General features: G+C 69.7%; 25 protein-coding genes and 1 tRNA gene. 12 read left to right on the top strand and 14 right to left on the bottom strand.

Annotated features, from left to right (window positions below):
• Position 1 precedes the first annotated feature (1 nt).
• From AC3A6G_RS16065 to AC3A6G_RS16055, 3 genes are read left to right on the top strand one after another with little or no spacing between them, the layout of a single operon-like run.
• Positions 2 to 1,045, top strand: coding sequence for a type IV pilus twitching motility protein PilT (locus AC3A6G_RS16065; RefSeq protein ID WP_487862516.1), 1,044 nt, complete (start codon positions 2 to 4; stop codon positions 1,043 to 1,045).
• A 14-nt stretch (positions 1,046 to 1,059) separates the two neighbouring features.
• Complete coding sequence (locus tag AC3A6G_RS16060) at positions 1,060 to 2,196, top strand: PilT/PilU family type 4a pilus ATPase (protein ID WP_487862515.1); 1,137 nt, start codon at positions 1,060 to 1,062, stop codon at positions 2,194 to 2,196.
• Between the two features lie 50 nt (positions 2,197 to 2,246).
• A complete protein-coding gene (locus tag AC3A6G_RS16055) occupies positions 2,247 to 3,155 on the top strand; it encodes an NAD(P)-dependent oxidoreductase (RefSeq protein ID WP_487865563.1) in 909 nt (302 codons plus the stop codon).
• A gap of 73 nt (positions 3,156 to 3,228) precedes the next feature.
• On the opposite strand, the gene AC3A6G_RS16050 is transcribed toward AC3A6G_RS16055, so the two are convergent.
• The 3 genes from AC3A6G_RS16050 to AC3A6G_RS16040 form a co-directional block, all read right to left on the bottom strand.
• Positions 3,229 to 3,999: a BON domain-containing protein gene (locus AC3A6G_RS16050; RefSeq protein WP_487874033.1), complete on the bottom strand. Its 771-nt coding sequence runs from the start codon at positions 3,997 to 3,999 to the stop codon at positions 3,229 to 3,231.
• Positions 3,996 to 4,634 (bottom strand): SIS domain-containing protein, encoded by a 639-nt coding sequence (locus AC3A6G_RS16045; protein ID WP_487865987.1) that lies wholly within the window; start codon positions 4,632 to 4,634, stop codon positions 3,996 to 3,998. The genes AC3A6G_RS16050 and AC3A6G_RS16045 overlap by 4 nt, the downstream gene beginning before the upstream one ends.
• 86 nt (positions 4,635 to 4,720) lie before the next feature.
• The gene (locus tag AC3A6G_RS16040; protein WP_487874032.1) at positions 4,721 to 5,089 is read right to left on the bottom strand and encodes a YraN family protein; all 369 of its coding nucleotides are present in this window, start codon (positions 5,087 to 5,089) and stop codon (positions 4,721 to 4,723) included.
• 54 nt (positions 5,090 to 5,143) lie between these two features.
• Here AC3A6G_RS16040 and rsmI point away from each other — a divergent pair, with 54 nt between their 5' ends.
• On the top strand, positions 5,144 to 6,130 hold the full coding sequence (gene rsmI / locus AC3A6G_RS16035; protein WP_487865985.1) for a 16S rRNA (cytidine(1402)-2'-O)-methyltransferase: 987 nt from the start codon (positions 5,144 to 5,146) through the stop codon (positions 6,128 to 6,130).
• Here the strand turns inward: rsmI and AC3A6G_RS16030 are convergent.
• From AC3A6G_RS16030 to AC3A6G_RS16020, 3 genes are all read right to left on the bottom strand, one after another.
• Positions 6,109 to 6,837 (bottom strand): glutathione S-transferase, encoded by a 729-nt coding sequence (locus tag AC3A6G_RS16030; RefSeq protein ID WP_487874031.1) that lies wholly within the window; start codon positions 6,835 to 6,837, stop codon positions 6,109 to 6,111. The genes rsmI and AC3A6G_RS16030 overlap by 22 nt on opposite strands.
• 125 nt (positions 6,838 to 6,962) lie before the next feature.
• A tRNA-Arg gene (locus tag AC3A6G_RS16025) sits at positions 6,963 to 7,037 on the bottom strand.
• A 43-nt stretch (positions 7,038 to 7,080) separates the two neighbouring features.
• Positions 7,081 to 7,752, bottom strand: a complete 672-nt coding sequence (locus tag AC3A6G_RS16020) for a TetR family transcriptional regulator (RefSeq protein WP_487862508.1) — start codon at positions 7,750 to 7,752, stop codon at positions 7,081 to 7,083.
• 182 nt (positions 7,753 to 7,934) lie between these two features.
• Here AC3A6G_RS16020 and AC3A6G_RS16015 point away from each other — a divergent pair, with 182 nt between their 5' ends.
• From AC3A6G_RS16015 to AC3A6G_RS16000, 4 genes are all read left to right on the top strand, one after another.
• Positions 7,935 to 9,209, top strand: a complete 1,275-nt coding sequence (locus AC3A6G_RS16015) for an efflux RND transporter periplasmic adaptor subunit (protein ID WP_487862507.1) — start codon at positions 7,935 to 7,937, stop codon at positions 9,207 to 9,209.
• A gap of 18 nt (positions 9,210 to 9,227) precedes the next feature.
• Complete coding sequence (locus AC3A6G_RS16010; protein ID WP_487874030.1) at positions 9,228 to 12,395, top strand: efflux RND transporter permease subunit; 3,168 nt, start codon at positions 9,228 to 9,230, stop codon at positions 12,393 to 12,395.
• Entirely contained in the window at positions 12,382 to 13,821 is a 1,440-nt protein-coding gene (locus AC3A6G_RS16005; RefSeq protein WP_487874029.1) for an efflux transporter outer membrane subunit, read from the top strand. The genes AC3A6G_RS16010 and AC3A6G_RS16005 overlap by 14 nt, the downstream gene beginning before the upstream one ends.
• Positions 13,822 to 13,935: 114 nt before the next feature.
• A complete protein-coding gene (locus tag AC3A6G_RS16000) occupies positions 13,936 to 14,574 on the top strand; it encodes a c-type cytochrome (RefSeq protein WP_487874028.1) in 639 nt (212 codons plus the stop codon).
• 68 nt (positions 14,575 to 14,642) lie between these two features.
• On the opposite strand, the gene AC3A6G_RS15995 is transcribed toward AC3A6G_RS16000, so the two are convergent.
• The 4 genes from AC3A6G_RS15995 to AC3A6G_RS15980 are packed head-to-tail and all read right to left on the bottom strand — an operon-like array spanning position 14,643 to position 17,521.
• Positions 14,643 to 15,209, bottom strand: a complete 567-nt coding sequence (locus AC3A6G_RS15995) for a DUF2946 family protein (protein WP_487874027.1) — start codon at positions 15,207 to 15,209, stop codon at positions 14,643 to 14,645.
• An 18-nt stretch (positions 15,210 to 15,227) separates the two neighbouring features.
• The gene (locus tag AC3A6G_RS15990; protein ID WP_487874026.1) at positions 15,228 to 16,241 is read right to left on the bottom strand and encodes a YheT family hydrolase; all 1,014 of its coding nucleotides are present in this window, start codon (positions 16,239 to 16,241) and stop codon (positions 15,228 to 15,230) included.
• Between the two features lie 12 nt (positions 16,242 to 16,253).
• The gene (locus AC3A6G_RS15985; RefSeq protein WP_487862501.1) at positions 16,254 to 16,706 is read right to left on the bottom strand and encodes a YybH family protein; all 453 of its coding nucleotides are present in this window, start codon (positions 16,704 to 16,706) and stop codon (positions 16,254 to 16,256) included.
• Between the two features lie 47 nt (positions 16,707 to 16,753).
• Positions 16,754 to 17,521 (bottom strand): Rossmann-fold NAD(P)-binding domain-containing protein, encoded by a 768-nt coding sequence (locus AC3A6G_RS15980; protein ID WP_487865979.1) that lies wholly within the window; start codon positions 17,519 to 17,521, stop codon positions 16,754 to 16,756.
• A 47-nt stretch (positions 17,522 to 17,568) separates the two neighbouring features.
• Between AC3A6G_RS15980 and AC3A6G_RS15975 the strand changes: the two genes are divergently transcribed.
• From AC3A6G_RS15975 to AC3A6G_RS15965, 3 genes are read left to right on the top strand one after another with little or no spacing between them, the layout of a single operon-like run.
• Positions 17,569 to 18,168 carry a LemA family protein gene (locus AC3A6G_RS15975; protein WP_487862552.1) on the top strand — a complete coding sequence of 200 codons (600 nt, stop codon included), beginning with the start codon at positions 17,569 to 17,571 and terminating at the stop codon, positions 18,166 to 18,168.
• A 12-nt stretch (positions 18,169 to 18,180) separates the two neighbouring features.
• Positions 18,181 to 19,125, top strand: coding sequence for a TPM domain-containing protein (locus tag AC3A6G_RS15970; protein ID WP_487874025.1), 945 nt, complete (start codon positions 18,181 to 18,183; stop codon positions 19,123 to 19,125).
• Positions 19,126 to 19,127: 2 nt separating this feature from the next.
• Positions 19,128 to 19,673 (top strand): TPM domain-containing protein, encoded by a 546-nt coding sequence (locus AC3A6G_RS15965; protein ID WP_487862498.1) that lies wholly within the window; start codon positions 19,128 to 19,130, stop codon positions 19,671 to 19,673.
• Between the two features lie 43 nt (positions 19,674 to 19,716).
• On the opposite strand, the gene pdeM is transcribed toward AC3A6G_RS15965, so the two are convergent.
• On the bottom strand, positions 19,717 to 20,409 hold the full coding sequence (gene pdeM / locus AC3A6G_RS15960) for a ligase-associated DNA damage response endonuclease PdeM (RefSeq protein WP_487862497.1): 693 nt from the start codon (positions 20,407 to 20,409) through the stop codon (positions 19,717 to 19,719).
• A 29-nt stretch (positions 20,410 to 20,438) separates the two neighbouring features.
• Between pdeM and trxC the strand changes: the two genes are divergently transcribed.
• Entirely contained in the window at positions 20,439 to 20,888 is a 450-nt protein-coding gene (gene trxC, locus AC3A6G_RS15955; protein ID WP_487862496.1) for a thioredoxin TrxC, read from the top strand.
• A gap of 14 nt (positions 20,889 to 20,902) precedes the next feature.
• Here trxC and AC3A6G_RS15950 read toward each other — a convergent pair whose 3' ends face one another.
• From AC3A6G_RS15950 to AC3A6G_RS15940, 3 genes are read right to left on the bottom strand one after another with little or no spacing between them, the layout of a single operon-like run.
• Entirely contained in the window at positions 20,903 to 23,674 is a 2,772-nt protein-coding gene (locus AC3A6G_RS15950; RefSeq protein ID WP_487874024.1) for a ligase-associated DNA damage response DEXH box helicase, read from the bottom strand.
• Positions 23,671 to 25,326 (bottom strand): ATP-dependent DNA ligase, encoded by a 1,656-nt coding sequence (locus AC3A6G_RS15945; RefSeq protein WP_487874023.1) that lies wholly within the window; start codon positions 25,324 to 25,326, stop codon positions 23,671 to 23,673. Before AC3A6G_RS15945 ends, AC3A6G_RS15950 begins: the two co-directional genes overlap by 4 nt.
• Complete coding sequence (locus AC3A6G_RS15940; protein WP_487874022.1) at positions 25,323 to 26,390, bottom strand: ligase-associated DNA damage response exonuclease; 1,068 nt, start codon at positions 26,388 to 26,390, stop codon at positions 25,323 to 25,325. The genes AC3A6G_RS15945 and AC3A6G_RS15940 overlap by 4 nt, the downstream gene beginning before the upstream one ends.
• Positions 26,391 to 26,470 lie beyond the last annotated feature (80 nt).

The following is a 26,470-nucleotide window of genomic DNA, read 5'->3' as shown; positions in this document are numbered from 1 at the left end:
CGTGGACATCACCCAACTGCTGGCATTCAGCGTCAAGAACAAGGCCTCCGACCTGCACCTGTCCGCGGGCCTGCCGCCGATGATCCGCGTGCACGGCGACGTACGGCGCATCAACGTCGACGCGCTCGACCACAAGGCGGTGCACGCCATGGTGTACGACATCATGAGCGACACGCACCGCAAGCACTACGAAGAGTTCCTGGAGGTCGACTTCTCGTTCGAGATCGACGGCCTCGCGCGCTTCCGCGTGAACGCGTTCAACCAGGCGCGCGGCGCGGCGGCGGTGTTCCGGACCATTCCCTCGAAGATCCTGACGCTCGAGCAGCTCAATGCACCGAAGATTTTCGCGGATCTGGCGCTCAAGCCGCGCGGCCTGGTGCTGGTGACGGGGCCCACGGGTTCGGGCAAGTCGACCACGCTGGCCGCCATGGTCAACTACCTGAACGAAAACGAGTACGGCCACATCCTCACGGTGGAAGACCCGATCGAGTTCGTGCACGAATCCAAGAAGTGCCTGATCAACCAGCGCGAGGTCGGGCCGATGACGCTGTCGTTCGCCAACGCGCTGCGCTCGGCGCTGCGCGAGGACCCCGACGCGATCCTGGTGGGCGAGCTGCGCGACCTCGAGACCATCCGCCTCGCGATGACCGCGGCCGAGACCGGCCACCTGGTGTTCGGCACCCTGCACACCTCGTCGGCCGCCAAGACCATCGACCGGATCATCGACGTGTTCCCGGGCGAGGAAAAGGAGATGATCCGCGCGATGCTGTCGGAATCGCTGCAGGCCGTGATCTCGCAGACGCTGTGCAAGACCAAGGACGGCCAGGGCCGCGTGGCGGCGCACGAGATCATGCTCGGCACGCCGGCCATCCGCAACCTGATCCGCGAGGCCAAGGTGGCGCAGATGTATTCGGCGATCCAGACCGGCCAGGGCGCGGGCATGCAGACGCTGGACCAGAACCTGACCGACCTCGTGCGCCGCAATGCCATTTCGGCGGCCGAAGCGCGCAGCAAAGCGAAAATCCCCGAGAATTTCCCAGGTTAAGAGGCGCCCTCATCATGGAACGCGATCAAGCCAGCCAGTTCATCAACGACCTGCTCAAGCTCATGGTGAGCCGCAACGGCAGCGACCTGTTCATCACGGCCGACTTCCCGCCTGCCATCAAGGTCGACGGCAAGGTCACCAAGGTGTCGCAGCAGGCGCTGGGCGCGCAGCACACGCTGGCGCTCACGCGATCCATCATGAACGACCGCCAGACGGCGGAGTTCGAGCGCACCAAGGAATGCAACTTCGCGATCTCGCCGACCGGCATCGGCCGCTTCCGCGTGAACGCGTTCGTGCAGCAGGGCAAGGTCGGCATGGTGCTGCGGACCATCCCGGCCAAGCTGCCGACCATCGACGGCCTCGGCATGCCGCAGGTGCTCAAGGAAGTGTCGATGACCAAGCGCGGCCTCACCATCCTGGTGGGTGCCACGGGCTCGGGCAAGTCGACCACGCTGGCCGCCATGATCGACTGGCGCAACGAGAATTCGTACGGCCACATCGTGACGGTGGAAGACCCGGTCGAATTCGTGCATCCGCACAAGAACTGCGTGGTGACGCAGCGCGAGGTGGGCATCGACACCGACAGCTGGGAGGCCGCGCTCAAGAACACGCTGCGCCAGGCACCCGACGTGATCCTGATGGGCGAGATCCGCGACCGCGAGACCATGGAGCATGCGGTGGCCTTCGCCGAAACCGGCCACCTCTGCATGGCCACGCTGCACGCCAACAGCGCCAACCAGGCGCTGGACCGGATCATCAACTTCTTCCCCGAGGAGCGCCGCGCGCAGCTTCTGATGGACCTGTCGCTGAACCTTCGGTCGCTGGTCTCACAGCGCCTCGTGCCCACCGAAGATGGCCAGGGCCGCGTGGCGGCCGTCGAGGTGCTGCTGAACACGCCGCTGATCTCCGACCTGATCTTCAAGGGCGAAGTGGGCGAGATCAAGGAGATCATGAAGAAGAGCCGCAACCTCGGCATGCAGACCTTCGACCAGGCGCTGTTCGACCTGTTCGAGAGCCACTCGATCAGCTTCGAGGACGCGATTCGCAACGCCGACTCGGCCAACGACCTGCGCCTGCAGATCAAGCTCAACAGCCAGCGCGCGCGCAGCACCGACCTGTCGGCCGGCACGGAGCACTTCGCGATTGTTTAGACGCCGCGCCCACGTGACGCAGCCGCTGCATTGGGCTTAAGCTCTCGCCCATGAGCAGCATCAACACCCGAACCTACGAATCCACCCCCGCGCAGACCGTGGCCTTTCTCGGCCTCGGCGTCATGGGCGGGCCAATGGCCGGCCACCTCGCGAAGGCCGGCCACACCGTCACGGTGTACAACCGCACGCCTGCCAAGGCCGAGGCCTGGGTGGCCGAATTCGGCGCGCCGGGCCGCCATGCCACCACGCCGCGCGAGGCGGTGGCTGGTGCCGACATCGTGTTCAGCTGCGTCGGCAACGACGACGACCTGCGCGCCGTGGTGCTTGGCCCGAACGGCGCTTTCGCAGGCATGAAGCAGGGCGCCGTGTTCGTCGATCACACCACCGCCTCGGCCGACGTGGCGCGCGAGCTCTCGAACGCCGCCCTGTCGCTAGGCGTGCAGTTCGTCGACGCGCCGGTCTCCGGCGGCCAGGCCGGCGCGCAGAACGGCGCGCTCACGGTGATGTGCGGCGGCGACAAGGCCGCTTTCGAACGCGCAAAGCCGGTGATCACCGCGTTCGCGCGCGCCGTGACGCACCTGGGCGCGAGCGGTGCCGGGCAGCTCGCGAAGATGGTCAACCAGATCGCCATCGCGGGCCTGGTGCAGGGCCTCTCCGAAGCCATCGCCTTCGGCCAGCGTGCGGGCCTGGACATGAAGCTGGTGCTCGACGTCATCGGCAAGGGCGCCGCCCAGAGCTGGCAGATGGACAACCGCGGCCAGACCATGATCGACGGCAAGTTCGACTACGGCTTTGCGGTCGACTGGATGCGCAAGGACCTCGGCCTGGTGCTCGACGAGGCCAAGCGCAACGGCGCGCGCCTGCCTGTGACCGCGCTGGTCGACCAGTTCTATGCCGACGTGCAGCAGGCCGGCGGCAAGCGCTGGGACACCTCGAGCCTGATCACCCGGCTGAAGTAAGAAAAGGCCGGATCCAATAAGAAAAGCCCGCACAAGCGGGCTTTCTTCTTTCTGCTGACGGGCGCTTGCGAACTCAGCGCACCGGCGAGGTCACCACGCCACCGGGCTGCGAGGGCTGTGGCTGCTGCGCAGGCGCCAGCGGCTCCATCGGCGGCAGCGGCACGCGCGACGAAGACGACGACGGTGCCGCCGAACCGGCCGGCGCGGGCGAGCCTGTGCCGCCGCGCTGGGCCTCGTTGGCCAGCTCGGCCTCGCTCACGACCTCGACCACGCGCACCACCTTCTGCACGCCCGAAATGCCGCGCGCGATCTCGGTGGCACGGTCGGTCTCGCGGCGCGTCGCGATGCCCATCAGGTAGACCACGCCGCGCTCGGTCACCACCTTGAACGAATTCGCGAAGATGTCCTTCGCGTCGAGCAGCGAGGCCTTGACCTTGCCACTGATGAACACGTCGTTCGAACGTTCCTGGAAGGTGCTGGGCTGGCCGATGGTGAGCTCGTTGACCACCGAGCGCACGTTGTCCACGCGCCGCACCGCCTCTTCGACGCGGCGGCGGTCGGCCTCGTTGCCGACGGCGCCCGTCAGCAGCACCTGGCGGTTGAAGCTGGTGACGCTCACGTACATCTGGTCGTTGGCGATCTCGCGCACGCGCGCTGCCGCACGCAGTTCGATGCCCTGGTCGTCGAGCTGCGCGCCCGAGCTGCGGCGGTCCGTGGCCACCATGCCTACGCCCATCGCCGCGGCCCCCCCGACCACGAGCGGCACGCAGGCCGAGAGCCCGGCCGTCAGCACGGCTCCCGAGGCGAATGCAATGGCAAGGCGTTGGAACGGTGTGGTCGTCATGTGGAAGCTTCCTGTTCTCCGAGTAACTGGGCATCCACGCCGTCGCACAGGCAATGCAGTGCGAGCAGGTGGACTTCGTGGATGCGTGCCGCACGCTCGTGCGGCACGCCGATCTGGACATCGGTTTCGCGCAGCGCACGCCCGATCGCGCCGCCGGTGCCGCCCGTGCCGGCCGCAGCCGCCTGACCGACCCCCGCGTTGCCGAGCAGCGCCACCACCGTCATGTCGCGCTCGTGCGCGGCCATCACCGCAGAAAGCACGGCGGCCGACTGCCCGCTGGCACTGAGCGCCAGCAGCACGTCGCCCGCCTGGCCGAGCGCGCGCACCTGGCGCGCGAAGCGGTCGGCGTCGCCGGCGTTGGCACTGTCGCCCGCGGGATCGTTGCTGTCGCCCGGCAGCACGATCGCGGCCAGTTCGGGCCGCTCGCGCTCGAAACGCCCGACGAAGTGAGCCGCGAACTGGGCTGCCAGCAAGCCCGACACGCCCCCGCCGCAGGCCAGGATCTTGCCGCCACTGGTCACGCAGGCGAGGATCGCCTGCATCGCTTGCGAGATGGATTTACTGAGAACCGGGCCGGCCTGGTACTTGAGGTCGGCGCTGTCGATGAAATGTTGCTGAATCCGTTGCTCGAGCATGGGGCGCGATGATACCGGTGGGCGTTGAAACAAGACGTTTGCAATATGGAGCCGAAGGCGGGCGTTCAGTTCCCCGGCGGCCGGATTCAGCCCGCATCGAAGGCGGCCTGCAGCCAGATGATGCGCGCTTCCACCAGCACCACGTCGAAGCGGCATGGCGGCAGCGTGCGCAGCGCGTGCAGGTAGTGCCGCGCCGCGAAGACGATGCGCCGCTGCTTGATGCCCGTGATGCTGCCGCCGGCGCCGCCGTGCGTGCCGGCGCTGCGCTGCCGCACCTCGACGAACACCAGCGTGCCGTCGCGCGGATCGCGCATGATCAGGTCGATCTCGCCGCCGCCGCGCCCGGGCGTTCGATAATTGCGTGTCACCAGCACCAGCCCGGCATCCTGCAGATGGTCGAGCGCGGCGTCTTCGGCCGCGTCGCCGCGGCGCTTGGTCGTCGTGTGGGTCTTCATGCTTGCTCCCTGCCGGCTCTTGTTCTTTGTTTGTAGCGTCTTCGGAGAAACCCATTGGCTTCACTCGCACCCGCGTCTTTCGGCGCCTCCCTTGCGGCCGCGCAAGACGCCTCGGGTGCGCAGCATTATCCGCAAGGCACGCTCTACATCGTGGCTACACCCATCGGCAACCTGGCCGACATCACGCTGCGCGCGCTGCATGTGCTGCAACTCGTGGACACGCTCGCCTGCGAGGACACGCGCCACACCCAGGGCCTGCTGCGCGCCTACGGCATCGACCGGCCCTCGGCGCGGCTCGTCGCGCTGCACCAGCACAACGAGGCCGAGGCGGCGCAGGCCCTCGTCGCGAGGCTGGCCCAGGGCGAGCGCGTGGCCTACGTGAGCGATGCCGGCACCCCGGGCGTCAGCGATCCGGGCGCGCGGCTCGTGGCCGCGGTGCGCGCCGCCGGCCTGCGCGTGCTGCCGCTGCCTGGTGCCAGCAGCGTCACCACGCTCATCAGTGCAGCCGGGCTGGTCGCCGAGAGCGGCGGCGACGCGGGCGCGGGCAGCAGCAGCGCCTTCGTCTTTGCCGGTTTCCTGCCGAGCAAGGCCGGCGAGCGCGACACCGCCGTGCAGGCGCTCGCGCAGGAGCCGCGCGCCGTGCTGCTGCTGGAGGCGCCGCACCGCATCGAGGCGCTGGCGCGTGCGCTCGCGGTGCTCGGGCCGCGGCCCGTCACCGTGGGCCGCGAGCTCACCAAGCAGTTCGAGGAGATCGCGACCGTGGCGGCCAGCGCCCTGGCCGACTGGTTTTCAGCCGACCGCGACCGCACGCGCGGCGAATTCGCGCTGGTGCTGCATCCCGTGGCGGCGAGCGCCAGTGACGGCGGCAGCGCCGAGGGCGAGCGCGTGCTGCGGCTGCTGCTCGCCGAGCTGCCGGTCAAGACCGCGGTACGGCTCGCGTCGGAGATCAGCGGTGGGCCGCGCAATGCGCTCTACGAGGCGGCGCTGCGCATGCGCAAGGAAGCCGAAGCCGACGGAACTCAGCCGTCGAGCTCTGCATAGCGCCTGAAGATGCCGTCTTCATTGAACGCGATGCGGCGCGGGCTCTGCAGGTACTCGCGCACGCGCTGGCGGCGCTTCACGTTGTCGTGCAACTTCACCACCGCGGGCGTGGCCGCCAGCGCCTTGGCGGCCGCCTTCGGAAAGGCATAGCGCAGGCCGTCGACCAGCTGGAACAGCGACAGGTCGGCATAGGTCAGCACATCGCCCACCAGGTGCGACGACCCCGCGGGATTGCGCTGCAGCACCCGCTCGAACCAGTTCAGGTACTTGGGGATCCGCTCATCGCGAAAGGCCCGCGCGCGCTGCACGGCCGCGTCGCGCTGGTCTTCGTAGTAGGCGCCGGTGGAGATCGGGTGGTGCGTGTCGTGCGCCTCGGCCACCACGTCGCCCACCGTGAGTTGCAGCTGGTGCGTCCATAGCCCGTCCGATTCGCCGACACCCGCGAGCCCGAGCCGCGGCCCCAGGTAGAGCAGGATGGCCGCGGTCTGCCCGACCACGATGTCGCCGTCGATCAGGAACGGCGGCGCGAACGCCGGGCGCACGATCTCGGGGTCGTCGAGCCGCTGCGCGAGCGCCGATTCGCCGCCGCCCTTGGGTTCGGGGAGCCGGGCCACGTCCACGTAATCTGCACCGGCCGCTTCGAGTGCGAGCCGCACGAATTCGCCTCGGCCCTGGATCGTGGGCCAGTAATGAAGTTGGTAGCTCATGCGGGCATGTTGGCAGGCTCGGTGGGGCGCTGCAACGGGCGGCGCAAAGGCCCTGGCGAGTCCATGCGCCACACCCACAAACAAGAAAGCCGGACACCCTTGCAAGTGTCCGGCTTCACGATATTTGGTCCCGCCGCCAGGAATCGAACCTGGATCTCAGCCTTCGGAGGGCCGAATTCTATCCGTTGAAATACAGCGAGAAATTTGGTTTCCGGCAGAACCGGAGCCACCGATTATCGCCTATCAGGCGGCCACCGTTTCGACTTCGTTCCCGGTTCCCGCATTGGAGTTCCGCACAAAGCCCAAACCGGCCATGTAGACCCGGAAGGTGCGCCGGCCGGTGGGCACCAGGTCGAAGGCCGTGGGATCGAGCAGCCAGTTCTGGATCAGTCCGCTCATCAGCGCGTGCAGCCCCTGCGCCGCGACGTGGCCGGGCACCGGAAGCTTGATCTGGTCGCGGCGCGCGGCGAGCCGGAGCGCTTTTTCGAAGTCGGTGACGCAGGCGTTGCGCGCGGCCAGGTGGCGCTGCTGCACCGAGGCCATGTCGTGCGTGTATTCGACCTTGTGGGTGGCCACGTCGAAGACGCGGCGCACCTGCGGATCGGTGGTCATCAAGGTCAGCGCATGCACCATGCCCTCCTCGATCTCGGCCAGCGGATCGTCGCTGCCGTCCCCGACCCGACCAACCGCGCCGGGTCCCGCCTCCAGCGGCAGGATGACGCGCTCCATCATCGCGTTGAACAGGTCGGCCTTGTCCTTGAAGTGCCAATAGATGGCGCCGCGCGTCGCGCCGGCCTGCTGCGCGATCTGCTGCAGCGAGGTCTGCGAGACGCCCTGCGCCTGAAACAGCAGCTCCGCGGCATCGAGCAGTCGATGCCGCGTGGCCAATGCTTCTTCTTTCGTACGACGTGCCACCCTGTCTCCTGATTTGTAAAGCCAAGCCCTTTCGTTCTCGTGGGGCCATTTCGACAATGCTGTCACTATACATCCATGAATGTATGTAAGATAGGGACTTCCCTGATGGCCCGGCTCCGACGCTGGTTTTGCGTTCGCGGTGCGAACACGCCGTCTCCCCGTTTTTGCTTCAAAGGATTCGCATGCCCCTCCTGCATGTCTCGCGTCAATCGTTTTCCTCGCCGCGCCTCGCGACCGTGGCTGTCGTCGTTCTGCTGGCGCTCGCAGGCTGCGGCAAGAGCGACGCACCGGCGGGCCCGGGCGGCGGCGCAGGTGCCGCTGGCGGCGGCAAGCCTCCTGCGCCGGAGGTCGGCGTGATCGTGGCGGCCCCCACCGACGTGGGCCTGGTGACCGAGTTGCCCGGCCGGTTGGAGGCCTCGCGCGTGGCCCAGGTGCGCGCCCGCGCCGCCGGCATCCTGCTCAAGCGTGAATTCCGCGAAGGCAGTGACGTGAAGGCCGGCCAGGTGCTGTTCCGCATCGACCCGGCGCCGCTGGTGGCTGCCTCGCAGAACGCCCAGGCGACGCTCGCGCGCGCCGAGGCCAATGCGGCTCAGGCCAAGGCGCTGGCCGACCGCTACAAGCCGCTGGTCGAGGCCAATGCCGTAAGCAAGCAGGAATACGTCAATGCGGTGGCGGCCCAGAAGACCGCCGAAGCCGACGTGGCCGCGAGCCGCGCCGCGCTGCAGAGCGCCCGGATCAACCAGGGCTATGCCACCGTGACCTCACCGATCTCGGGCCGCATCGGCCGCGCGCTGGTCACCGAAGGCGCACTGGTCGGCCAGGGCGAAGCCACCCAGCTGGCCGTGGTGCAGCAAATCAACCCGATGTACGTCAACTTCACGCAGTCGGCCTCCGAGGTGCTGAAGCTGCGCCGCGCGGTGGCCGCGGGGCAGTACAAGCGCGCAAGCGGCGAAGACGCGGCCAGCATCCGCCTGGTGCTCGAGGACGGCACCGAGTATTCGGAGGCCGGCAAGCTGCTGTTCTCCGATCTCTCGGTCGACCCGACGACCGGCCAGGTGACGCTGCGCGCCGAAGTGCCCAATCCGAAGGGCGAGCTGCTGCCGGGGCTGTACGTGCGCGTCAAGCTCGAGCAGGCACAGGCCAGCAATGCGATCACGGTGCCGCAGCAGGCGGTCACGCGCACGCAGCAGGGCGACACGCTGACGGTGGTCGGTGCCGACGGCAAGCTGAGCCAGCGCACGGTGAAGATCAGCGCCGCCAAGGACAACCAGTGGGTGGTGCTCGAAGGCCTGAAGGCCGGCGAACAGGTGATGGTCGATGGCTTCCAGCGCCTGCAGATGATGCCGCCCGGCACGCCGGTGAAGGCGGTGCCGTGGCAGAAACCGAACCTCAACGGCGCGGCCCCGGCCGCCGCTGCGGCATCGGCCCCGGCCCCTGCCACGGCCGAGAAGAAGTAATCAAGGAGCGCGCCCGCAATGGCCAAATTCTTTATCGATCGCCCCATCTTTGCGTGGGTGATCGCACTGTTCATCCTGGTGCTCGGCGGCGTGTCCATCACGCAGTTGCCGATCGCGCAATATCCACCGGTGGCGCCGCCCGCCATCGTGATCAACGTCGCCTACCCGGGCGCTTCGGCCCAGACGCTCGAGGACAGCGTGCTGTCGGTGATCGAGCGCGAGATGAACGGCTCGCCCGGGCTGATCTACATGGAGTCGGTGGCCCAGGCCGACGGCACCGGCGCGATCACGATCAGCTTCCAGCCCGGCACCAATGAAGACCTGGCGCAGGTCGACGTGCAGAACCGGCTCTCGCGCGCCACGCCCCGCCTGCCGGCAGCGGTGACGCAGCAGGGCGTCCGCGTCGACAAGTCGCGCGACAACTTCCTTCTGTTCACGATGCTGTCGTCGGACAACCCCGACTTCGACCCTGTGGCGCTCGGCGACTATGCCGCGCGCAACATCGCGCCCGAGCTGCAGCGTATCGAGGGCGTGGGCCAGGTGCAGTTGTTCGGCTCCGAGAACGCGATGCGCATCTGGGTCGACCCGACCAAGCTGCAGGGCTTCAACCTGTCGGCAACCGACGTCAACAACGCGATCCGCGCCCAGAACGCCCAGGTGGCGTCGGGCACGCTCGGCGACCTGCCGAACGTGCCGGGCCAGGCGATCGCCGCCACGGTGACGGTCAACGGCCAGCTCACCAGCGTCGAGCAGTTCCGCGAGATCGTGCTGCGCGCCAACACCGACGGCTCCACCGTGCGCCTGAAGGACGTGGCGCGCGTCGAACTCGGCGGCCAGAGCTACGCCACCTCGGCCCGCTTGAACGGCGTGCCCGCGGTCGGCATCGGCGTGCAGCCCACGCCCACCGGCAACGCGCTGAAGTCGGCCAAGGCGGTGCGCGCGAAGATGACCGAACTCGAGCGCTTCTTCCCCCAGGGCGTGAAATGGGACATCCCCTACGACAGCTCGCGCTTCGTGCAGCTGTCGATCACCGAAGTGGTCAAGACGCTGCTCGAAGCCGTGGTGCTGGTGTTCCTGGTGATGTTCCTGTTCCTGCAGAACTGGCGCTACACGATCATTCCGACGATCGTGGTGCCCATTGCGCTGCTCGGCACCTTCGCCACGCTGCTCGCGCTGGGCTTCTCGATCAACGTGCTGACGATGTTCGGCATGGTGCTGGTGATCGGCATCGTGGTGGACGATGCGATCGTGGTGGTCGAGAACGTCGAGCGCATCATGAGCGAGGAAGGCCTGCCACCGCTGGAGGCCACGCGCAAGGCGATGCAGCAGATCTCGGGCGCCATCATCGGCGTGACCGTGGTGCTGATCTCGGTGTTCGTGCCGCTGGCGTTCTTCGCGGGCTCGACCGGCAACATCTACCGCCAGTTCTCGGCGGTGATGGTGGCGTCGATCGGCTTCTCGGCCTTCATGGCGCTGTCGCTCACGCCGGCGCTGTGCGCGACGCTGCTCAAGCCGGTGGAAGCCGGCCACCACCACGAGAAGCGCGGCTTCTTCGGCTGGTTCAACCGCGGCTTCTCGCGCACCGCGAAGGGCTACGAGAGCGTGGTCGCGCGCATCCTGCGCCGCGCTGCGCGCTACATGGTGATCTACGCCGCGATCATCGGCGCGGTGGTGTACTTCTACACCACGCTGCCGAGCTCGTTCCTGCCGCAGGAAGACCAGGGCAACATCATCGTGAACGTGCAGTTGCCGCCCGGCGCGACGCAAGAGCGCTCGCTGTCGGTCATGCAGCAGGTCGAGGGCTTCATCATGAAGCAGCCCGAAGTGCAGAGCATCGTGAGCGTGATGGGCTTCAGCTTCTCGGGCCAGGGCCAGAACGCGGGCCTCGCCTTCGTGACGCTCAAGGACTGGGAAGAGCGCAAGGACCCGGCCAACTCGGCGAGTGCGCTGGCCGGCCGTGCCTTCGGCGCGCTGTCGGGCATCCGCGACGCGTTCATCTACCCGCTGAGCCCGCCGCCGATTCCCGAGCTTGGCAATGCCAGCGGCTTCAGCTTCCGGCTGCAAGACCGCTCGGGCGCGGGCCACGAGGCGCTGATCAATGCGCGCAACCAGCTGCTCGGCATGGCCGCGCAGAGCAAGGTGCTGGCGCAGGTGCGGCCCGACGGCCTCGAGGATGCGCCGCAGCTCGAGATCGACATCGACCGCGACAAGGCGAATGCGCTGGGCGTGGGCTTCGACGCGATCAACGCCGCGCTGTCGACCGCGCTCGGTTCGAGCTACATCAACGACTTCCCGAACCGCGGCCGCCTGCAGCGCGTGGTGGTGCAGGCCGATGCACCGGCGCGCATGCAGCCCGACGACCTGCTGCGGCTCAACGCGACCAACACCCAGGGCGAGCCGGTGCCGCTGGCGGCCTTCGCGACCACCAAGTGGGTCACCGGCGCGACGCAGACCGTGCGCTACAACGGCTACCCCGCGATCCGCATCAGCGGCGACGCTGCGCCGGGCTTCAGCACGGGTGCCGCGATGGACGAGATGGAAAAGCTCGCCGCGCAGCTGCCGCAGGGCTTCGGCTTCGAATGGACCGGCCAGTCGCGTGAAGAAAAGCTCGCGGGCTCGCAGGCCATGATCCTCTACGGCTTCGCGATCCTGGCGGTGTTCCTGTGCCTGGCCGCGCTGTACGAGAGCTGGTCGATCCCGCTGTCGGTCATTCTGGTGGTGCCGCTGGGCGTGATCGGGGTGCTGGCGGCGACGCTGCTGCGCGCTTATTCGAACGACGTGTACTTCCAGGTGGGCCTGATCACCATCATCGGCCTGTCGGCGAAGAACGCGATTCTGATCATCGAGTTCGCCAAGGACCTGCAGGCGCAGGGACGCGGCGTGGTCGAGGCCGCGCTGACCGCGGCGCACCTGCGTTTCCGCCCGATCATCATGACCTCGCTGGCCTTCGGCCTGGGCGTGATGCCGCTGGTCCTCGCCTCGGGCGCGGGCTCGGCGAGCCAGCGTGCCATCGGCACCGGGGTGATCGGCGGAATGATCACGGGCACGGCGCTCGCGGTGTTCTTCGTGCCGGTGTTCTTCGTGCTCGTGCGCAGCCTGTTCAAGGGCAGCGCGCGCCAGCGCGAAGCCGACCGGCGCCATGCGGAAGCCGCCGGCATCACGGAGGAAAAACATGACGCCCAATAAGAAACTGATCCCCACTGCGCTGGCAGCGGCCCTGCTCCTGGCGGGCTGCTCGCTGATCCCCACCTACGAGCGCCCCGCGGCGCCGGTGCCGACCACCTTTCCGGGCGACCCGGCACAGCCGGCCGGCCCGGCCGCGGCCTCCGTCGCATGGGAAGACTTCTTCACCGACCCGCGCCTCGCGGGCCTGATCCGCACCGCGCTGGCGAACAACCGTGACCTGCGCGTGGCCGTGCTCAACATCGAGCAGGCGCGTGCGCAGTTCCAGGTCCAGCGCGCCGACCTGTTCCCGGCGGTCGGTGTCAGCGGCAGCGGTTCGCGCTCGAGCCCGAACCCCTACCAGGCGTTCGACAGCAGCGCCGGCAGCGTCTCGTCGCAGTACAGCGTCAACCTGGGCGTCACGGCCTGGGAAATCGACTTCTTCGGCCGCATCCGCGCGCTGAAGGACCAGGCGCTCGCGCAATACCTGGCCACCGAGGAGTCGCGCAAGGCCACGCAGATCAGCCTGGTCGCGGCGGTCGCCAACGGCTGGCTCACGCTGATGGCCGACGACGCGCTGCTCGAGCTCACGCGGCAGACGCTCGCCACGCGCGACGAATCGGTGCGCCTCACCAAGCTGCGCTTCGACAACGGCGTCTCGTCCGAGCTCGACTTCCAGGCCGCGAACTCGCTCGCCGAGACCGCGCGCGCCTCCTATGCGCAGCAGCTGCGCACGCGCCAGCAGGACGAGAACGCGCTGGCACTGCTGCTCGGCGCCCCGGTGCCGGCCGAAGCCACGGCCGGCGGCGCCCCGGGCCTCGAAGGCGTCCGGCCCATGCCCGACGTGCCCGCGGGCCTGCCGTCCGACCTGCTGGTCGAGCGGCCCGACATCCGCGCGGCCGAGCAGCAGCTGATCGCGGCCAATGCCAACATCGGCGCGGCCCGTGCGAACTTCTTCCCGCGCGTGGCGCTGACCAGCTCGATCGGCACCGTGAGCAGCGAGTTCTCGGGCCTGTTCGACAGCGGCACCAAGGCCTGGTCGTTCGCGCCGTCGATCACGCTGCCGATCTTCGATGCAGGCCGCAACATCGCGGGGCTCGACGCCGCCAAGGCCGGACGCGGGATCGCGGTGGCGCAGTACGAGAAGTCGGTCCAGACCGCATTCCGCGAAGTGGCCGACGCCCTCGCCGGCCGCGCCACCCTGGGCGAGCAGGTGCGGGCGCAGCGCGCGCAGGCCGAGGCCGAGGCCGTGCGATTCAAGCTCTCCGACCTGCGCTACCGCAACGGCATCGCGAGCGCGCTCGACCTGCTCGACGCACAGCGCTCGCTCTACATCGCGCAGCAGTCGGCCATCACGACGCGGCTGCTGCAGTTGCAGAACCAGGTCACGCTGTACAAGACCTTGGGCGGCGGCTGGACCGCGCGCGAGGGCGCCAACGGCCAAGGCTGAGGCATTCGCGCGACGGCTTGCGAGCGGCCTTCCGTCCTTTGGGCGGAGGGCCTCTCTATAATCGCCGGTTGATTCGAAAAAGCCCCCCGACGAGCCCCCGTTATTGAGGACGCCATGAGCGCAGACCCGCACTACCAGGCCACAGAAGAAGCCCACACCGGCCCCATCAAGAACCCGAAGCAACTGCTGCTCGCGGTATTTTTTTCCTTCCTTGCTCCCATCCTGATCATCGTGGGCCTCGTGGCCTATGTGGTCTCGGGCAACAAGCCCTCGGGCACGGCAGAAGGCGACAACATGGCGCTGTACGGCGTCTCGCAAGCCGATCGCGACCGCGAACTGGCCGACCGGCTCAAGAAGGTCGGCGCCATCGAGATCCGCGACGCCAACCGTCCGCTCGCAGCCGGCGAGGCGGTCTTCAAGGCCCAGTGCATCGCCTGCCACGGCGCGCCCGGCATTCCCGGCGCACCGCACCTGAACGACGCCGCCGCCTGGGGCCCACGCATCGGGCAGGGCTACGACACGCTGCTCGAGCATGCGCTGCGCGGCAAGGGCGCGATGCCACCGCAAGGCGGCGGCGACTTCGAAGACCTCGAAATCGGCCGTGCCGTTGTCTACCTGGCCAACTCGGCCGGCGGCAAGTTCGCGGTGCCCGACCGCCCCGCAGCTGCCGCGGCACCCGCCGAAAGCGCGGCCTCGGCTCCGGCTGCAGGCGCCGCATCGGCACCCGCACCGGCCGCGAGCGCCAGCAAGTAAGCGCTCGCAAGCCCCAAAAAAAGAGCCGGCTTCTCGCCGGCTTTTTCATGCGCGCCGCACGGCCGCAGCTATGGTTTCGATAGCGGCGCTGCGGCCCTCACGGGCTGGCGCCCCTCCGGGCTCAGCACGTGGCCGAAGCGCTGCGGCAAGTCGTCCGATTGCACCGGCTCGGGCGTCCAGAGCCCCTGCTCGATCGCATCGGCCGCAAGGCCCACGTCCTGCGTGTGGACCAAGCCGAGGCCCCAAGGCGCTGCCGCAAGGTACAGGCGGCCCGCTTCGTCGAGCAGGCACGCCGAGATTTCGTCGACCGCCTGGCCGGTGTGGGCCGTGACGGCAAAACCCCCGGCGTCGGCGATGCGCCAGACGAAGGGCGCCGCCTCCAGCTCGACATAGACGCGCTGCGGGCCGTTCTGGAAGAACCACTGGCCTTCGTCGTCATGGTCGTAGTTGCGGTGGATGAACTCGATCAGCTTGTCGTGCCGCAGCATCGAGCCCTTCGCAGCGGGAAAAGGCCCCTCGGCCTGCGTGCGGTCGTCGCGCATGTACCAGTTGCCGCGCGCGTCGAGTCCGAGCCAGCCGTAGCAGTGCGGCACGTTGGGCCATTTGGCGAGTGCCTGTTTGACGATGTCGTCCATGACGGGATTGTGCGCGCCTCAAGGCGCGGGCGGCGTCGGCGAACCGCTCGCCATGGCAGCCAGCCAGCCGCCCACGCGATCGGGCATGCTGCGCAGGTGGCCGGGCGGCAGCCCGAGCGGAAAGCCCACATGCCCGCCATGCGCCGGCTGCCACAGCGTGACCTGCGGCGCGACGTCGGCGGGGCCCGGCAGGCTCTCGGCTGGAATGAACGGATCGTTGCGTGCGTTCACCACCAGCGCGGGCACGCGGACCGCGCGCAAGAGCGGCTTGGACGAGCCCCGCGCCCAGTAGTCGTCGGTGCCGCGAAAGCCGTGCAGCGGCGCGGTGAAGACGTCGTCGAATTCATAGAGACTGCGCGCCGCCAGCAGTCGCTCGCGGTCGAACAGACCCGGAAACTGCGCCAGCTTGGCCAGCGCCTTGGGCTTCATGGTCGCGAGGAACATGCGCGTGTAGACCAGGCGGTTGAAGCCGCGGCCGATCGCCTGGCCGCCCGCCGCGAGGTCGAGCGGCGCGCACACCGAGGCCACGGCGGCCACGACGGCGCGCGCGCTCTCGCCCGCCTCGCAGGCCCAGCGCAGCAGCGCGTTGCCGCCGAGCGAGACGCCCGCGGCCAGCACCGGGCCGCCGCCCTGGCGCACATGCTGGTCGCGCAGGCGGCGCAGGATCCAGTCGATCTCCTCGTGGTCGCCAGAATGGTAGGCGCGCGGCGCGAGGTTGAGTTCGCCGCTGCAGCCCCTGAAATGCGGCACCGCGAACGCCATGCCGCGCTCGCTTGCGAAGGCGGCGAAGGCCTCGGCATAGTGGCTGCGCGACGATCCCTCGAGCCCGTGGAACAGCACCAGCAGTGGTCGCGCGCCGGGCTGCGACGCGAGCGGCTCGGCAAAATCCACGTCGATGAAGTCGCCGTCGGGCGTGGCCCAGCGTTCGCGGCGGTAGGCCGGGGGCGGCCCATGGAAACGCCGGGCATAGAGCGCCGGCCAGATGGTCTGCAGGTTGCCGCCGGGCAGCCAGCGCGGGGCCGCGTAGTCCACCGGAATCCTCCGTCAGTGCAGCGTCTGGGGCGACTCGCTCGCGTCGTTCGGTTCGCGCGCGCTGCCGGGGCTCGCATGGTGCGCCACGAGGCGCCAGCCCTCGGCGGCCTTGTGATAGACGTTGGTGGCGAGCACGAAGGCGTGCCGGGGGCCTTCGGCCGTGAGCACCTCGATGCGTTCGAGCACGTTGTGCACCGCGCTCCCGAGCGACTCGATCTTGCGCACGCGCGCCGGCGTGGCATGAATGGCGCCGTTCGCGAACATCTGCTCGAAAGCCGCGCGGATCGCCGTCGCGCCGACCAGCCGGGGACCGCCCGGATGGACGCAGAACACCTCGTCCTCGTCGGCCCAGCAGGCCATCAGCGCATCGATGTCGCCGCGCTGCAGCGCCTCGTAGAAGGCGGCTTCGACGTCGTCGGCGGTGCCGCCGACGGCCGCGGCCGCACGGAGTGGTGTTTTGGGCATGGCGTGATTTTGCCGCGCCGCCCGTGACGGCGGTGCTGCACCCCTTCTCATTCCCCCACGGGCAGACCCAGCCAACGCGCGGCCACGGCCTGCATGTCGCCCTGCGCGGCCTGCCACACCAGTTCGGGCGACGCCACGTGCACGCCCGGCGGTGCGATGCGCAGCGCGAGCTCGACGAGGGCGGCCACCTTCGACGCGCGCACCGGCTGCTCGCTGCTCGGCACCATGTAGCGCAGCGTCGACAGCATCCATGCGGCCAGCCGCTCGGCAGGGTTGGCGAGGCGCGCGTCGGCGGGCTTGCGCGCCGAGCGCACGATGATCACGCGCTGGAAGCCGCAGGCCACGACCGCATGCTCGTCGAGGTTCGCCAGGCCGCGCTTGAGCGCCTCGGGCAGGCGGCCCTGGTCGTGCGGCTGCACGATGGCCAGCGTGCGCACGCCACTCGCACGCAGCCAAAGCGCCAGCGCGGGCAGGTCGCCGGGCTGCGGTGCCCAGAAGGCGCGCTCGCGGTCGTGGTAGAGGCGCGGCGGATCGAAGGCGACGACGGCGGTATCGGCCGGCGCCAGCGGCCATTGCGCGAACGGCACGGCCGGGTCGGCCATGCAGGTCTCGACGCCGCGCATGCCATCGCGCACCGGCTCGCTGGCCAGGAGCCGCACGCGCGCGAAGCGCTTGTTGCCGGCAAAAAGATGCAGCAACTCCTGACCCAGCGCACCGGTGGCCCCGGCGATCAGCACGGTGCCCATGGGCGCCTTCGCTGCGGGCGGCAGTGCGCGGTTCGCGGCCTGCAGGGCCTGGAGGGGATCGAGGGACATGGCCGGCTATGCTACCTTCCGGCTCTTCTGCGGAGGTAATGCAAATGATGTTCGTGAAACGCTGGTTCCTGATTCTTGCCGCTGTGCTCTCGCTCAGCGGTTGCGGCTACAACCAGTTCCAGTCGCTGGACGAAGCCAGCAAATCGGCCTGGAGCGAGGTGCTCAACCAGTACCAGCGGCGCGCCGACCTGGTGCCCAACATCGTCGCCACCGTGAAGGGCGAGGCCAGTTTCGAGCAGGACACGCTGACCCAGGTGATCGAGGCGCGCGCCAAGGCCACGTCGATCCAGGTCACGCCCGAAACGCTCAACAACCCCGAGGCGTTCAACAAGTTCCAGCAGGCGCAGGGCGAGCTGTCGTCGGCGCTGTCGCGGCTCATGGTGGTGTCGGAGCGCTACCCCGAACTCAAGGCCAACCAGGCCTTCCGCGACCTGCGCGTGACGCTCGAGGGCACCGAGAACCGCATTACCGTGGCGCGAAACCGCTACATCCAGACGGTGCAGGAGTACAACGTGCTGGCGCGCAGCTTCCCGACCAACCTCACTGCGATGGTCTTCAGCTACGACCCGAAGCCCAACTTCTCGGTACAGAACGAAGCGCAGATCTCGACGCCGCCGACGGTCGATTTCTCGGCGCCGAAGAAGTAACACGGCCGGTCGATGGGCTTCGCCCTGACGATTCGCCACGCGCTGGCCGCCGTCCTGCTGGGGGCGGCCGCGTGGGCCGGTCTCGTGGCCACGGCCGCGGCGCAAGACTTGCTGCCCGTGCCCGCGCTCACCGCGCGCGTGATCGACCAGACCGCGACGCTCGGTGAAGCCGAGCGCGCCGAACTCGACGCCAAGCTCGCCGCCTTCGAACAGCGCAAGGGCTTGCAGATGGTGGTGCTGATGGTCCCCACCACCGCGCCCGAGGACATCGCGAGCTATGCCAACCGCGTCGGAAATGCCTGGAAGATCGGCCGCCGCGACGTCGGCGACGGCATCCTGGTGATCGTGGCCAAGGACGACCGCCGCATGCGCATCGAAGTGGCCAAGACGCTCGAGGGTGCTGTGCCCGACCTGGCGGCGATCCGCATCATCGACGAGGAGATGAAGCCGCGCTTTCGCAACAACGACTTCGCGGGCGGCGTGAATGCGGCCGTGGCCCGGCTGATCGGCCTGGTCGACGGCGAGGCGCTGCCCGAGCCGTCGCAGGGAGGCGGTGCGGGCACGGGCGATGGCGACATCGACTGGGAAAACCTTGCGATCTTCCTGTTCATCGGCGTATTCGTCGCGGCGCCGATCCTGCGTTCGATGGCGGGCAAGAAGCTCGGCTCGGTGGTGATGGGCGGCGGCATCGGCGTGGTCGCATTCCTCATCACCACCAGCGTGGTCATCGCGGTGCTGGCGGCCATGGCCGCCTTCATGGTGTCGCTGTTCTCCGCCGTGGCCGCATCGAGCCCGCGGCTCGGCAGCCGCAGCGGTCGCAGCGGCGCGAGCACCGGCGGGTTCGGCGGCTGGGGCGGCGGTGGTGGCGGCGGCTGGAGCAGTGGCGGCGGCGGCGGTGGCTTCAGCTCCGGCGGTGGCGGCGATTTCGGCGGCGGCGGCGCCTCGGGGGATTGGTAGGCATGGCAGCAGCAGCAACGACGACGACGACCCCAGGCTTCTTCGGCAAGCTGGGCCGCATCTGGCGCCATCGGTGGATGGACGAGTCCGACGTGCGGCGCGTGCTCCCCCCCGACGCCCTGGAGCGGCTGGGCGCGCGCGTGGCCGCGAGCGAGCGCCGCCACAGCGGCGAGATCCGCATCTGCATCGAGGCGGGACTGCCCTGGTCGTACCTGCGGCGCCACGCCGCGCCGCGCGAACGCGCCGTGACGCTGTTCGGCAAGCTGCGCGTGTGGGACACCGCGAACAACAACGGCGTGCTGATCTATCTGCTGCTGGCCGAGCACGCGATCGAGATCGTGGCCGACCGCGGCATCAGCGCGCAGGTCGATGCGGCCGAATGGGCCGCCATGGCCCGGCGCATGGGCGCGGCCTTCCGCGAAGGCCGCTTCGAGGACGGGCTCACGCAGGCGCTGGGCGAGGTCTCGGCGCTGCTGGTGGCGCACTTTCCGCTGGCCGACGACCAGCCCGACAGCAACGAACTGCCGGACGAACCCGTGGTGCTCTGATTTGTCTTTCTCCCTCCCCCGCCGGGGGAAGGAGCCGGATTCGTTAGCCCTCGCCCGGCAGCGCCCACACCGCGTCGCCACCCACCGCATGGAAGCGCCGCCCCGGCGCCCGCTCCACCAGCCAGCCGCCCGTGAACTCGCCGAAGGCCGGCAGCACCGCCTGGCCCGCCTCGCTCACGAAACACGGCAGTCGCACGCTGTCGCGCCCCGGCCCGTAGAGCCGGCACACCGGGTGCAGGTGGCCTGCCAGCACGAAATGGCCCGCATGCGGCTGCGGATGGTGGCAACAGGCGAACGGGCCGAGCAGCCAGGGCTCGTCGACCACGTCGATGGCGAGGGCCGCGGGCGGATCGCCAGCGCGGCTGTCGTGGTTGCCGCGCACCAGCGTCATGCCGACCTGCGCATGCATCGCGCGCCAGTCGGCCAGCGCCGCGAGCACCTCGCGCGTGCGCGCCTGCGCCGCGTGCAGGAAGTCGCCCAAAAACACGATGCGCTGCGGCGCGAGGCGCGCGATCAGCGCGTCGAGCCGGGCCAGGTTCTGCCGCGTGGTGCCGCCGGGCACGGGCTGGCCGAGGGCGCGGTAGGTCGCGGCCTTGCCGAGGTGCAGGTCGGCCACGAACAGCACGCGCGCGTCCGGCCACCAGACGGCGCGCTCGGGCAGCAGGTGCAACGACGCGCCCGCCCATTCGACGGCGAGCGCGGCGGCGGGGGCATGCGGGGAACTCACGGCTTGCATTTTCGCCCGGCGGACCCCAGTTCGTCGGTATGACCGGATCGCAACCCCTGCACATCGTCTGCCCACACTGCCACACCACCAACCGCGTGCGCGCGGACCAGTTGGGCAGTGCCCCTGACTGCGGCAGCTGCCATCGGCCGCTGTTCGCGGGCCATTCGACGGCCCTGCCCGACGAGAGAACCTTCGACCGGCACATCGCGCGCAGCGAGATCCCGGTGCTGGTCGACTTCTGGGCGCCCTGGTGCGGCCCCTGCCGGCAGATGGCGCCGGCCTACGAGCAGGCGGCGGCGCAGCTCGAGCCGCAGGTGCGGCTCGCCAAGGTCGACACCGAGGCGGTGCCGGCGCTGGGCACGCGCTTCAACATCCGCAGCATCCCGACGCTCGCGCTGTTTCGCGGCGGCCGCGAGGTGGCGCGGCAGGCTGGGGCCATGGGCGCAGCGGACATCGTGCGCTGGGTGAAGACGCACGGCGCCGGCTGACGCGGCAAGGTTGCTCACAGCGGCGGCAAGGGCCGGGAGCGCTGTGACGGCGGCCTGCGCGCGCGGCGCGGCGCCGCCGGCGCTTTGCCCGGGCCTTCCTGCCCGAAGGCGAGCGTGCCCTTCACGCGCTCCACGCCGCCGGCCGTGACCACCCCGCCCGCGGCTTTCTCGAGCTGCTCGACCATGCGCGCGATGCGGTCGGCCACGTTCTCGTTCGAGAGCTTCTCGCGGAACAGCTCGACCATGAGCGGGAATGCAAATGGCGTCGGCCGCTCGAGCGGCTGGAGCACCAGCCGCTGGCCCGCCATGCGCGCGAGGCTCGCGCCGAGGCGTCCGATCTCGAGCTCCTGCGCGAGCAGTTCCTGCTCGGCCTGCAGCAGCAGCCGGTTGGCCGGGTCGTACTTGCGGAACACCTCCCAGAAGAGCGATGACGAGGCCTGGAGCTGCCTGCTGCTGCGCTTCTCGCCCGGGTAGCCCTGGAACACCAGGCCGGAGACGCGCGCGATCTCCCGGAAACGGCGCTGCGCGAGTTCGCCCGCATTGAGCGAGGCCAGCACCTCGTGCAGCAGTTCGGCGTGCGCATCGTCGCCCTGCGGCAATGCCAGCACCTGCGGCAGCAACGCGGGCCAGTCGACCGGCACCGCGCTCAGCAATTCGAAGCCGTAGTCGTTCACCGCGATCGAGAAGGTGCGGGCCTCGTGCTGCGCGACGCGCCATGCGAGCAGGCTCGCGAGCCCCATGTGCACCTGCCGCCCCGCGAAGGGGTAGAGGAACAGGTGCGAGCCTTCGCGCGTGGTGAGCGTCTCGGCGAGCAGGGTCTGCGGGGTCGGCAGTGCCGACCATTGCTGCTGGATGTCGAGCAGCGGCCGCACGCATTGCAGCTCGGGCGAGCCGTAGCGTCCCTCGCCGGCCAGTGCGAGCTGCTGCACCACGGCGTCGGCCAGCGTCGACGAGAGCGGCATGCGCCCGCCGTTCCAGCGCGGCACCGCGGCGCGCCTGCCGGTGGCGCGCCGCACCCAGGCCGTCATGTCGTGGATGCGCACGAGTTCGAGCAGCCGCCCGCCGAAGAGGAAGCAGTCGCCCGGCTTCATGCGCGCGACAAAACTCTCCTCGACGCTGCCGATGCGGCCGCCACCGAGGTACTGCACCGCCATGCTCGCATCGCTCACGATGGTGCCGATGTTCATGCGGTGGCGCCGCGCGAGCCGCGTGTCGGGCACGCGCCACACACCCTCGGCATCGGGAATGGCACGCCGGTAGTCGGGGTAGGCCGCGAGCGAAGGCCCGCCCTGCGACACGAAGTCGAGGCACCAGGACCAGCTCTCGCGCGAGAGCCCGGCATAGGCCGCCGTGCCGCGCACCTCGTCGTAGAGATCGTCGGGGCGGAAGCCGCCGCCGAGCGCCACCGTGACCAGGTGTTGCACCAGCACGTCGAGCGGCTGCTGCGGCGTCTGGCGCGCCTCGATGTGGCCGGCGGCAATGGCCGCGCGCGCTGCGGCGCCTTCGACCATCTCGATGCTGTGCGTGGGCACCAGCGTGATCCGCGACGGGCGTCCCGGCGCGTGGCCCGAGCGGCCCGCGCGCTGCAGCAGCCGCGCCACGCCCTTGGGCGAGCCGATCTGCAGCACGCGCTCGACCGGCAGAAAGTCCACGCCGAGGTCGAGGCTCGAGGTGCAGACCACGGCCTTGAGTTCGCCGCTCTTGAGCCCGAGCTCGACCCATTCGCGCACCGCGCGGTCGAGCGAGCCATGGTGCAGCGCGATGGTGCCGGCCCATTCCGGCCGCGCCTCGAGCATGGCCTGATACCAGATCTCGGCCTGCGAACGCGTGTTGGTGAACACCAGCGTGGTGCTGCTCGTGGCGATCTCGTCGAGCACCTGCGGCAGCATCGTGAGGCCCAGGTGGCCGCCCCACGGGAAGCGCTCGGCGCGGCCCGGCAGCAGCGAATCGACGACGAGCTTCTTGGGCACCGCGCCTTGCACGAGCACGCCCTCTTCGCTCTTCGCGCCACCCAGCAGGGCATGCATGGCTTCCTGCAGGTTGCCGAGCGTGGCCGACATGCCCCAGACCGAGAGCCCGGCATTCCAGCGCCGAAGCCGCGCGAGCGCGAGCTGCACCTGCACGCCGCGCTTGTTGCCGAGCAGCTCGTGCCATTCGTCGACCACCACCATGCGCACATGGCCCAGCACCTCGCTGGCGTCGGCGCGTGCGAGCAGCAGCGACAGGCTCTCGGGCGTGGTGACGAGCGCCGTGGGCAGGCGCTCGTTCTGCGCGCTGCGCTCGGCCGACGAGGTGTCGCCGCTGCGCGCACCGGCGCTCCAGCGGTGGTGCGCCTCGGCGCCGAGCGCCTCGAGCGGCTGCTGCAGCGCGCGCAGCGTGTCAGCGGCGAGCGCGCGCATCGGCGTGATCCACAGCACCGTCAGCGGCGGGGCGATGGCCTTGCCGCTGCGCGACGGTAGTGCGGGCGCCGTCGAGAACGCCTGCAGTGCGCCGAGCCACACGGCGTAGGTCTTGCCCGCGCCCGTGGTGGCGTGCAGCAGGCCGGACCTTCCTTCGACGATGGCCTTCCACACCTCGCGCTGGAACTTGAACGGCTTCCAGCCGCGGCCTGCGAACCATGTGTCGAGCGCGGCCTTGACGTTCTTGCTCCTTCCCCCTTTGGGGGAAGGTTGGGATGGGGGCTCGCGGCCTTCGAGCGACGGCTGACGCCGGATGCGCCGCCTGCCCCCACCCCTGCCCTCCCCAAAAGGGGGAGGGAGAGAGTCGGGGTCCGATGCAGCGGTCATACCGGCAGCAGCGCTGCCAGCGTCTGCAGCGTGTCGGCGTCTTCCACCAGCTTGTCCTCGCGCCAGCGCAGCATGCGCGGAAAGCGCACCGCGATGCCGCTCTTGTGGCGCGTGCTGCGCGCGATACCCTCGAAGCCGAGCTCGAACACCAGCGTGGGCGCGACGCTCTTCACCGGCCCGAAGCTTTCGACCGTGGTCTTGCGGATGATCGCGTCCACACGCCCCATCTCGGCGTCGGTGAGGCCCGAGTAGGCCTTGGCGAAGGGCACGAGCTTGCGCCCCTCCTGCCCGGGCGGGCCGTCCCACACCGCGAAGGTGTAGTCGCTGTAGAGGCTCGCACGCCGGCCGTGGCCGCGCTGCGCATAGATCAGCACCGCGTCGACGCTGAGCGGATCGATCTTCCACTTCCACCAGACGCCCACGTCCTTGGTGCGGCCAACGCCGTACTGCGCATGGCGGCGCTTGAGCATCATGCCTTCCACGCCCATGCTGCGCGCCGCCTCGCGCTGGCGCGCCAGGTCTTGCCAGTCGGCGCCGTCGAGCACGGGGCTCGGCAACAGCGAAGGATGCTGCAGCTGCGCGACGAGCTCGTCGAGCCGCGCGCGACGCTCGGATTGCGGCAGCGCGCGCAGGTCGCGCCCTTCCCATTCGAGGATGTCGTAGGCCAGCAGCACCACCGGAACCTCGCGCAGCAGCTTGGCGCCGAGGGTCTTGCGCCCGATGCGCTTCTGCAGCTCGGCAAAGGGCTGCACGCGACCGTCGCGCCAGACGGCGATCTCGCCGTCGAGCACCGTGCCGTCGGGCAGCGCCTCGCCCAGCACGGCCAATTCGGGAAAGCGCTCGGTCACGAGTTCTTCGCCGCGCGACCACAGCCAGACCTCGCCCGCGCGCTTGACGAGCTGCGCGCGGATGCCGTCCCACTTCCACTCGACGATCCAGTCCGAAGGCGGGCCGAGCGTGGCGTCGAACTGGTCGAGCGGCAGATTGAAAGGATGCGCGAGAAAAAACGGATAGGGCTGGCCGCTGGTCTTCAGCACCTGCTCGGCATCGGACTCGGGCGCGATCAGCGCGCGATAGTCCGCCGCGCGCGGACGGCCGCCGATGTGGGTGTAGCCCATGAGCCGCTGCGCCACGCGCTTGGGATCGATGCCGCCCACGGCCGCGAGCGCCTGCGTGACCTGCAGTTTCGAGACGCCGACGCGGAAGGCGCCGGTGATGAGCTTGAAGTACACCAACCTCTCCTCGGCCGCGAGCCGGGCCCACTGCGCGCGCAGCCGCGAAGGCAGCGCGTCGGGCGCCGACTTGCCGGCCTCACGCAGCGGCAGCAGGTGGTCCTCCACCCACGCTGCCAGGCCGAGGTCGTGCGCCTCGGTGGGCAGCGGCAGCAGCAACGCGATGGTTTCGGCCAGGTCGCCGACGGCGTCGTAGCTTTCGTCGAACAGCCACTCGGGCAGGCCCGCCGCCTCGCGCGCGAGCAGCCGCAGCAGCTTGGTCGGCACCAGCTGGCGCGGCTTGCCGCCCGCGAGGAAATACACGGCCCATGCCGCATCGGCGGGATCCGCTTCGCGCAGGTAGCGCTGCAGCGCGGCCTGCTTCGCGAGGTTCGAGGTGCTCGCGTCGAGCTCGCGGTAGAGCGCGGCGAAGTCCTTCATGGTTTTGCTCCTTCCCCCTCCGGGGGAAGGTCGGGATGGGGGCCGGCGGCGGCGGATACGTCCTGATCGTCCTCGTCGCCATACTCCGTCTTGAAGCCCTGCGCATCGAGCCCGTTCTCGCGCAGCCAGCGCACCATCACCTGCACGCTGCCGTGCGTGACGAACACGCGCTCGGCACCGGTGCCCGCGATGGCCTGCTGCAAGCCGGGCCAGTCGGCATGGTCGGACATCACGAAGCCGCGGTCCACGCCGCGCCGCCGCCGCGTGCCGCGCAGCTGCATCCAGCCGCTCGCGAACGCATCGGCGTGCTGGCCGAAGCGCTTCATCCACGGCGTGCCCTGTGCCGAGGGCGGCGCCAGCACGAGCGCACGCTTCAGCAAGGCCGCATCCACGCCCGGATCGGTGACGCGCAGCGTCGCGGGCAAGGCCACGCCCGCCGCGCGGTACACCGCGTTGAGCGGCTCGACGGCGCCATGCACCACGATCGGCCCGATCGATGCGTCCACGCCGTGCAGGATGCGCTGCGCCTTGCCGAAGGCATAGCAGAAGAGCACCGATGCACGCCCGGCCTCGGCGTTGGCGCGCCACCAGGCGTCGATCTCGGCAAAGAGCGCGGCCTGCGTGGGCCAGCGGTAAATCGGCAGGCCGAAGGTCGACTCGGTGATGAAGGTGTCGCAAGGCACGGGCTCGAAGGGCGCGCAGGTGCCGTCGGGCTCGGTCTTGTAGTCGCCCGACGCCACCCACACGCGCCCGCCGTGTTCGAGCCGCACCTGTGCCGACCCCAGCACATGGCCCGCGGGATGCAGCGACACGCGCACCCCGTGGTGCGCGATGGCCTCGCCATACGGCAGCGTCTGCAGCGCGATGTCGGCGCCGAGCCGCGTGCGCAGCGTGCCGGCGCTGTCGGCGTGGGCCAGGTAGTGCACATGGCCGATGCGCGCATGGTCCGAATGCGCATGCGTGATGACGGCGCGTGCCACCGGCCGCCAGGGGTCGATGTAGAAATCGCCGGGCGGGCAATACAGCCCCTCGGGCCGGGCGACGACGAGATCTTCAGCGGGCATGGCACGCCATCGTAGGCGCCGCAGGGCTGTCTTGCCGCCGAAGCTCGGCCGCGATGCGGTGTGGGCCGGCGCCTACTTGC

The sequence above is a fragment of the Variovorax sp. Soil_C_26 genome, assembly GCF_057657075.1.
The sequence above is the reverse complement of the archived record's forward strand: the minus strand, read 5'-3'. Positions and strand labels throughout refer to the sequence as shown.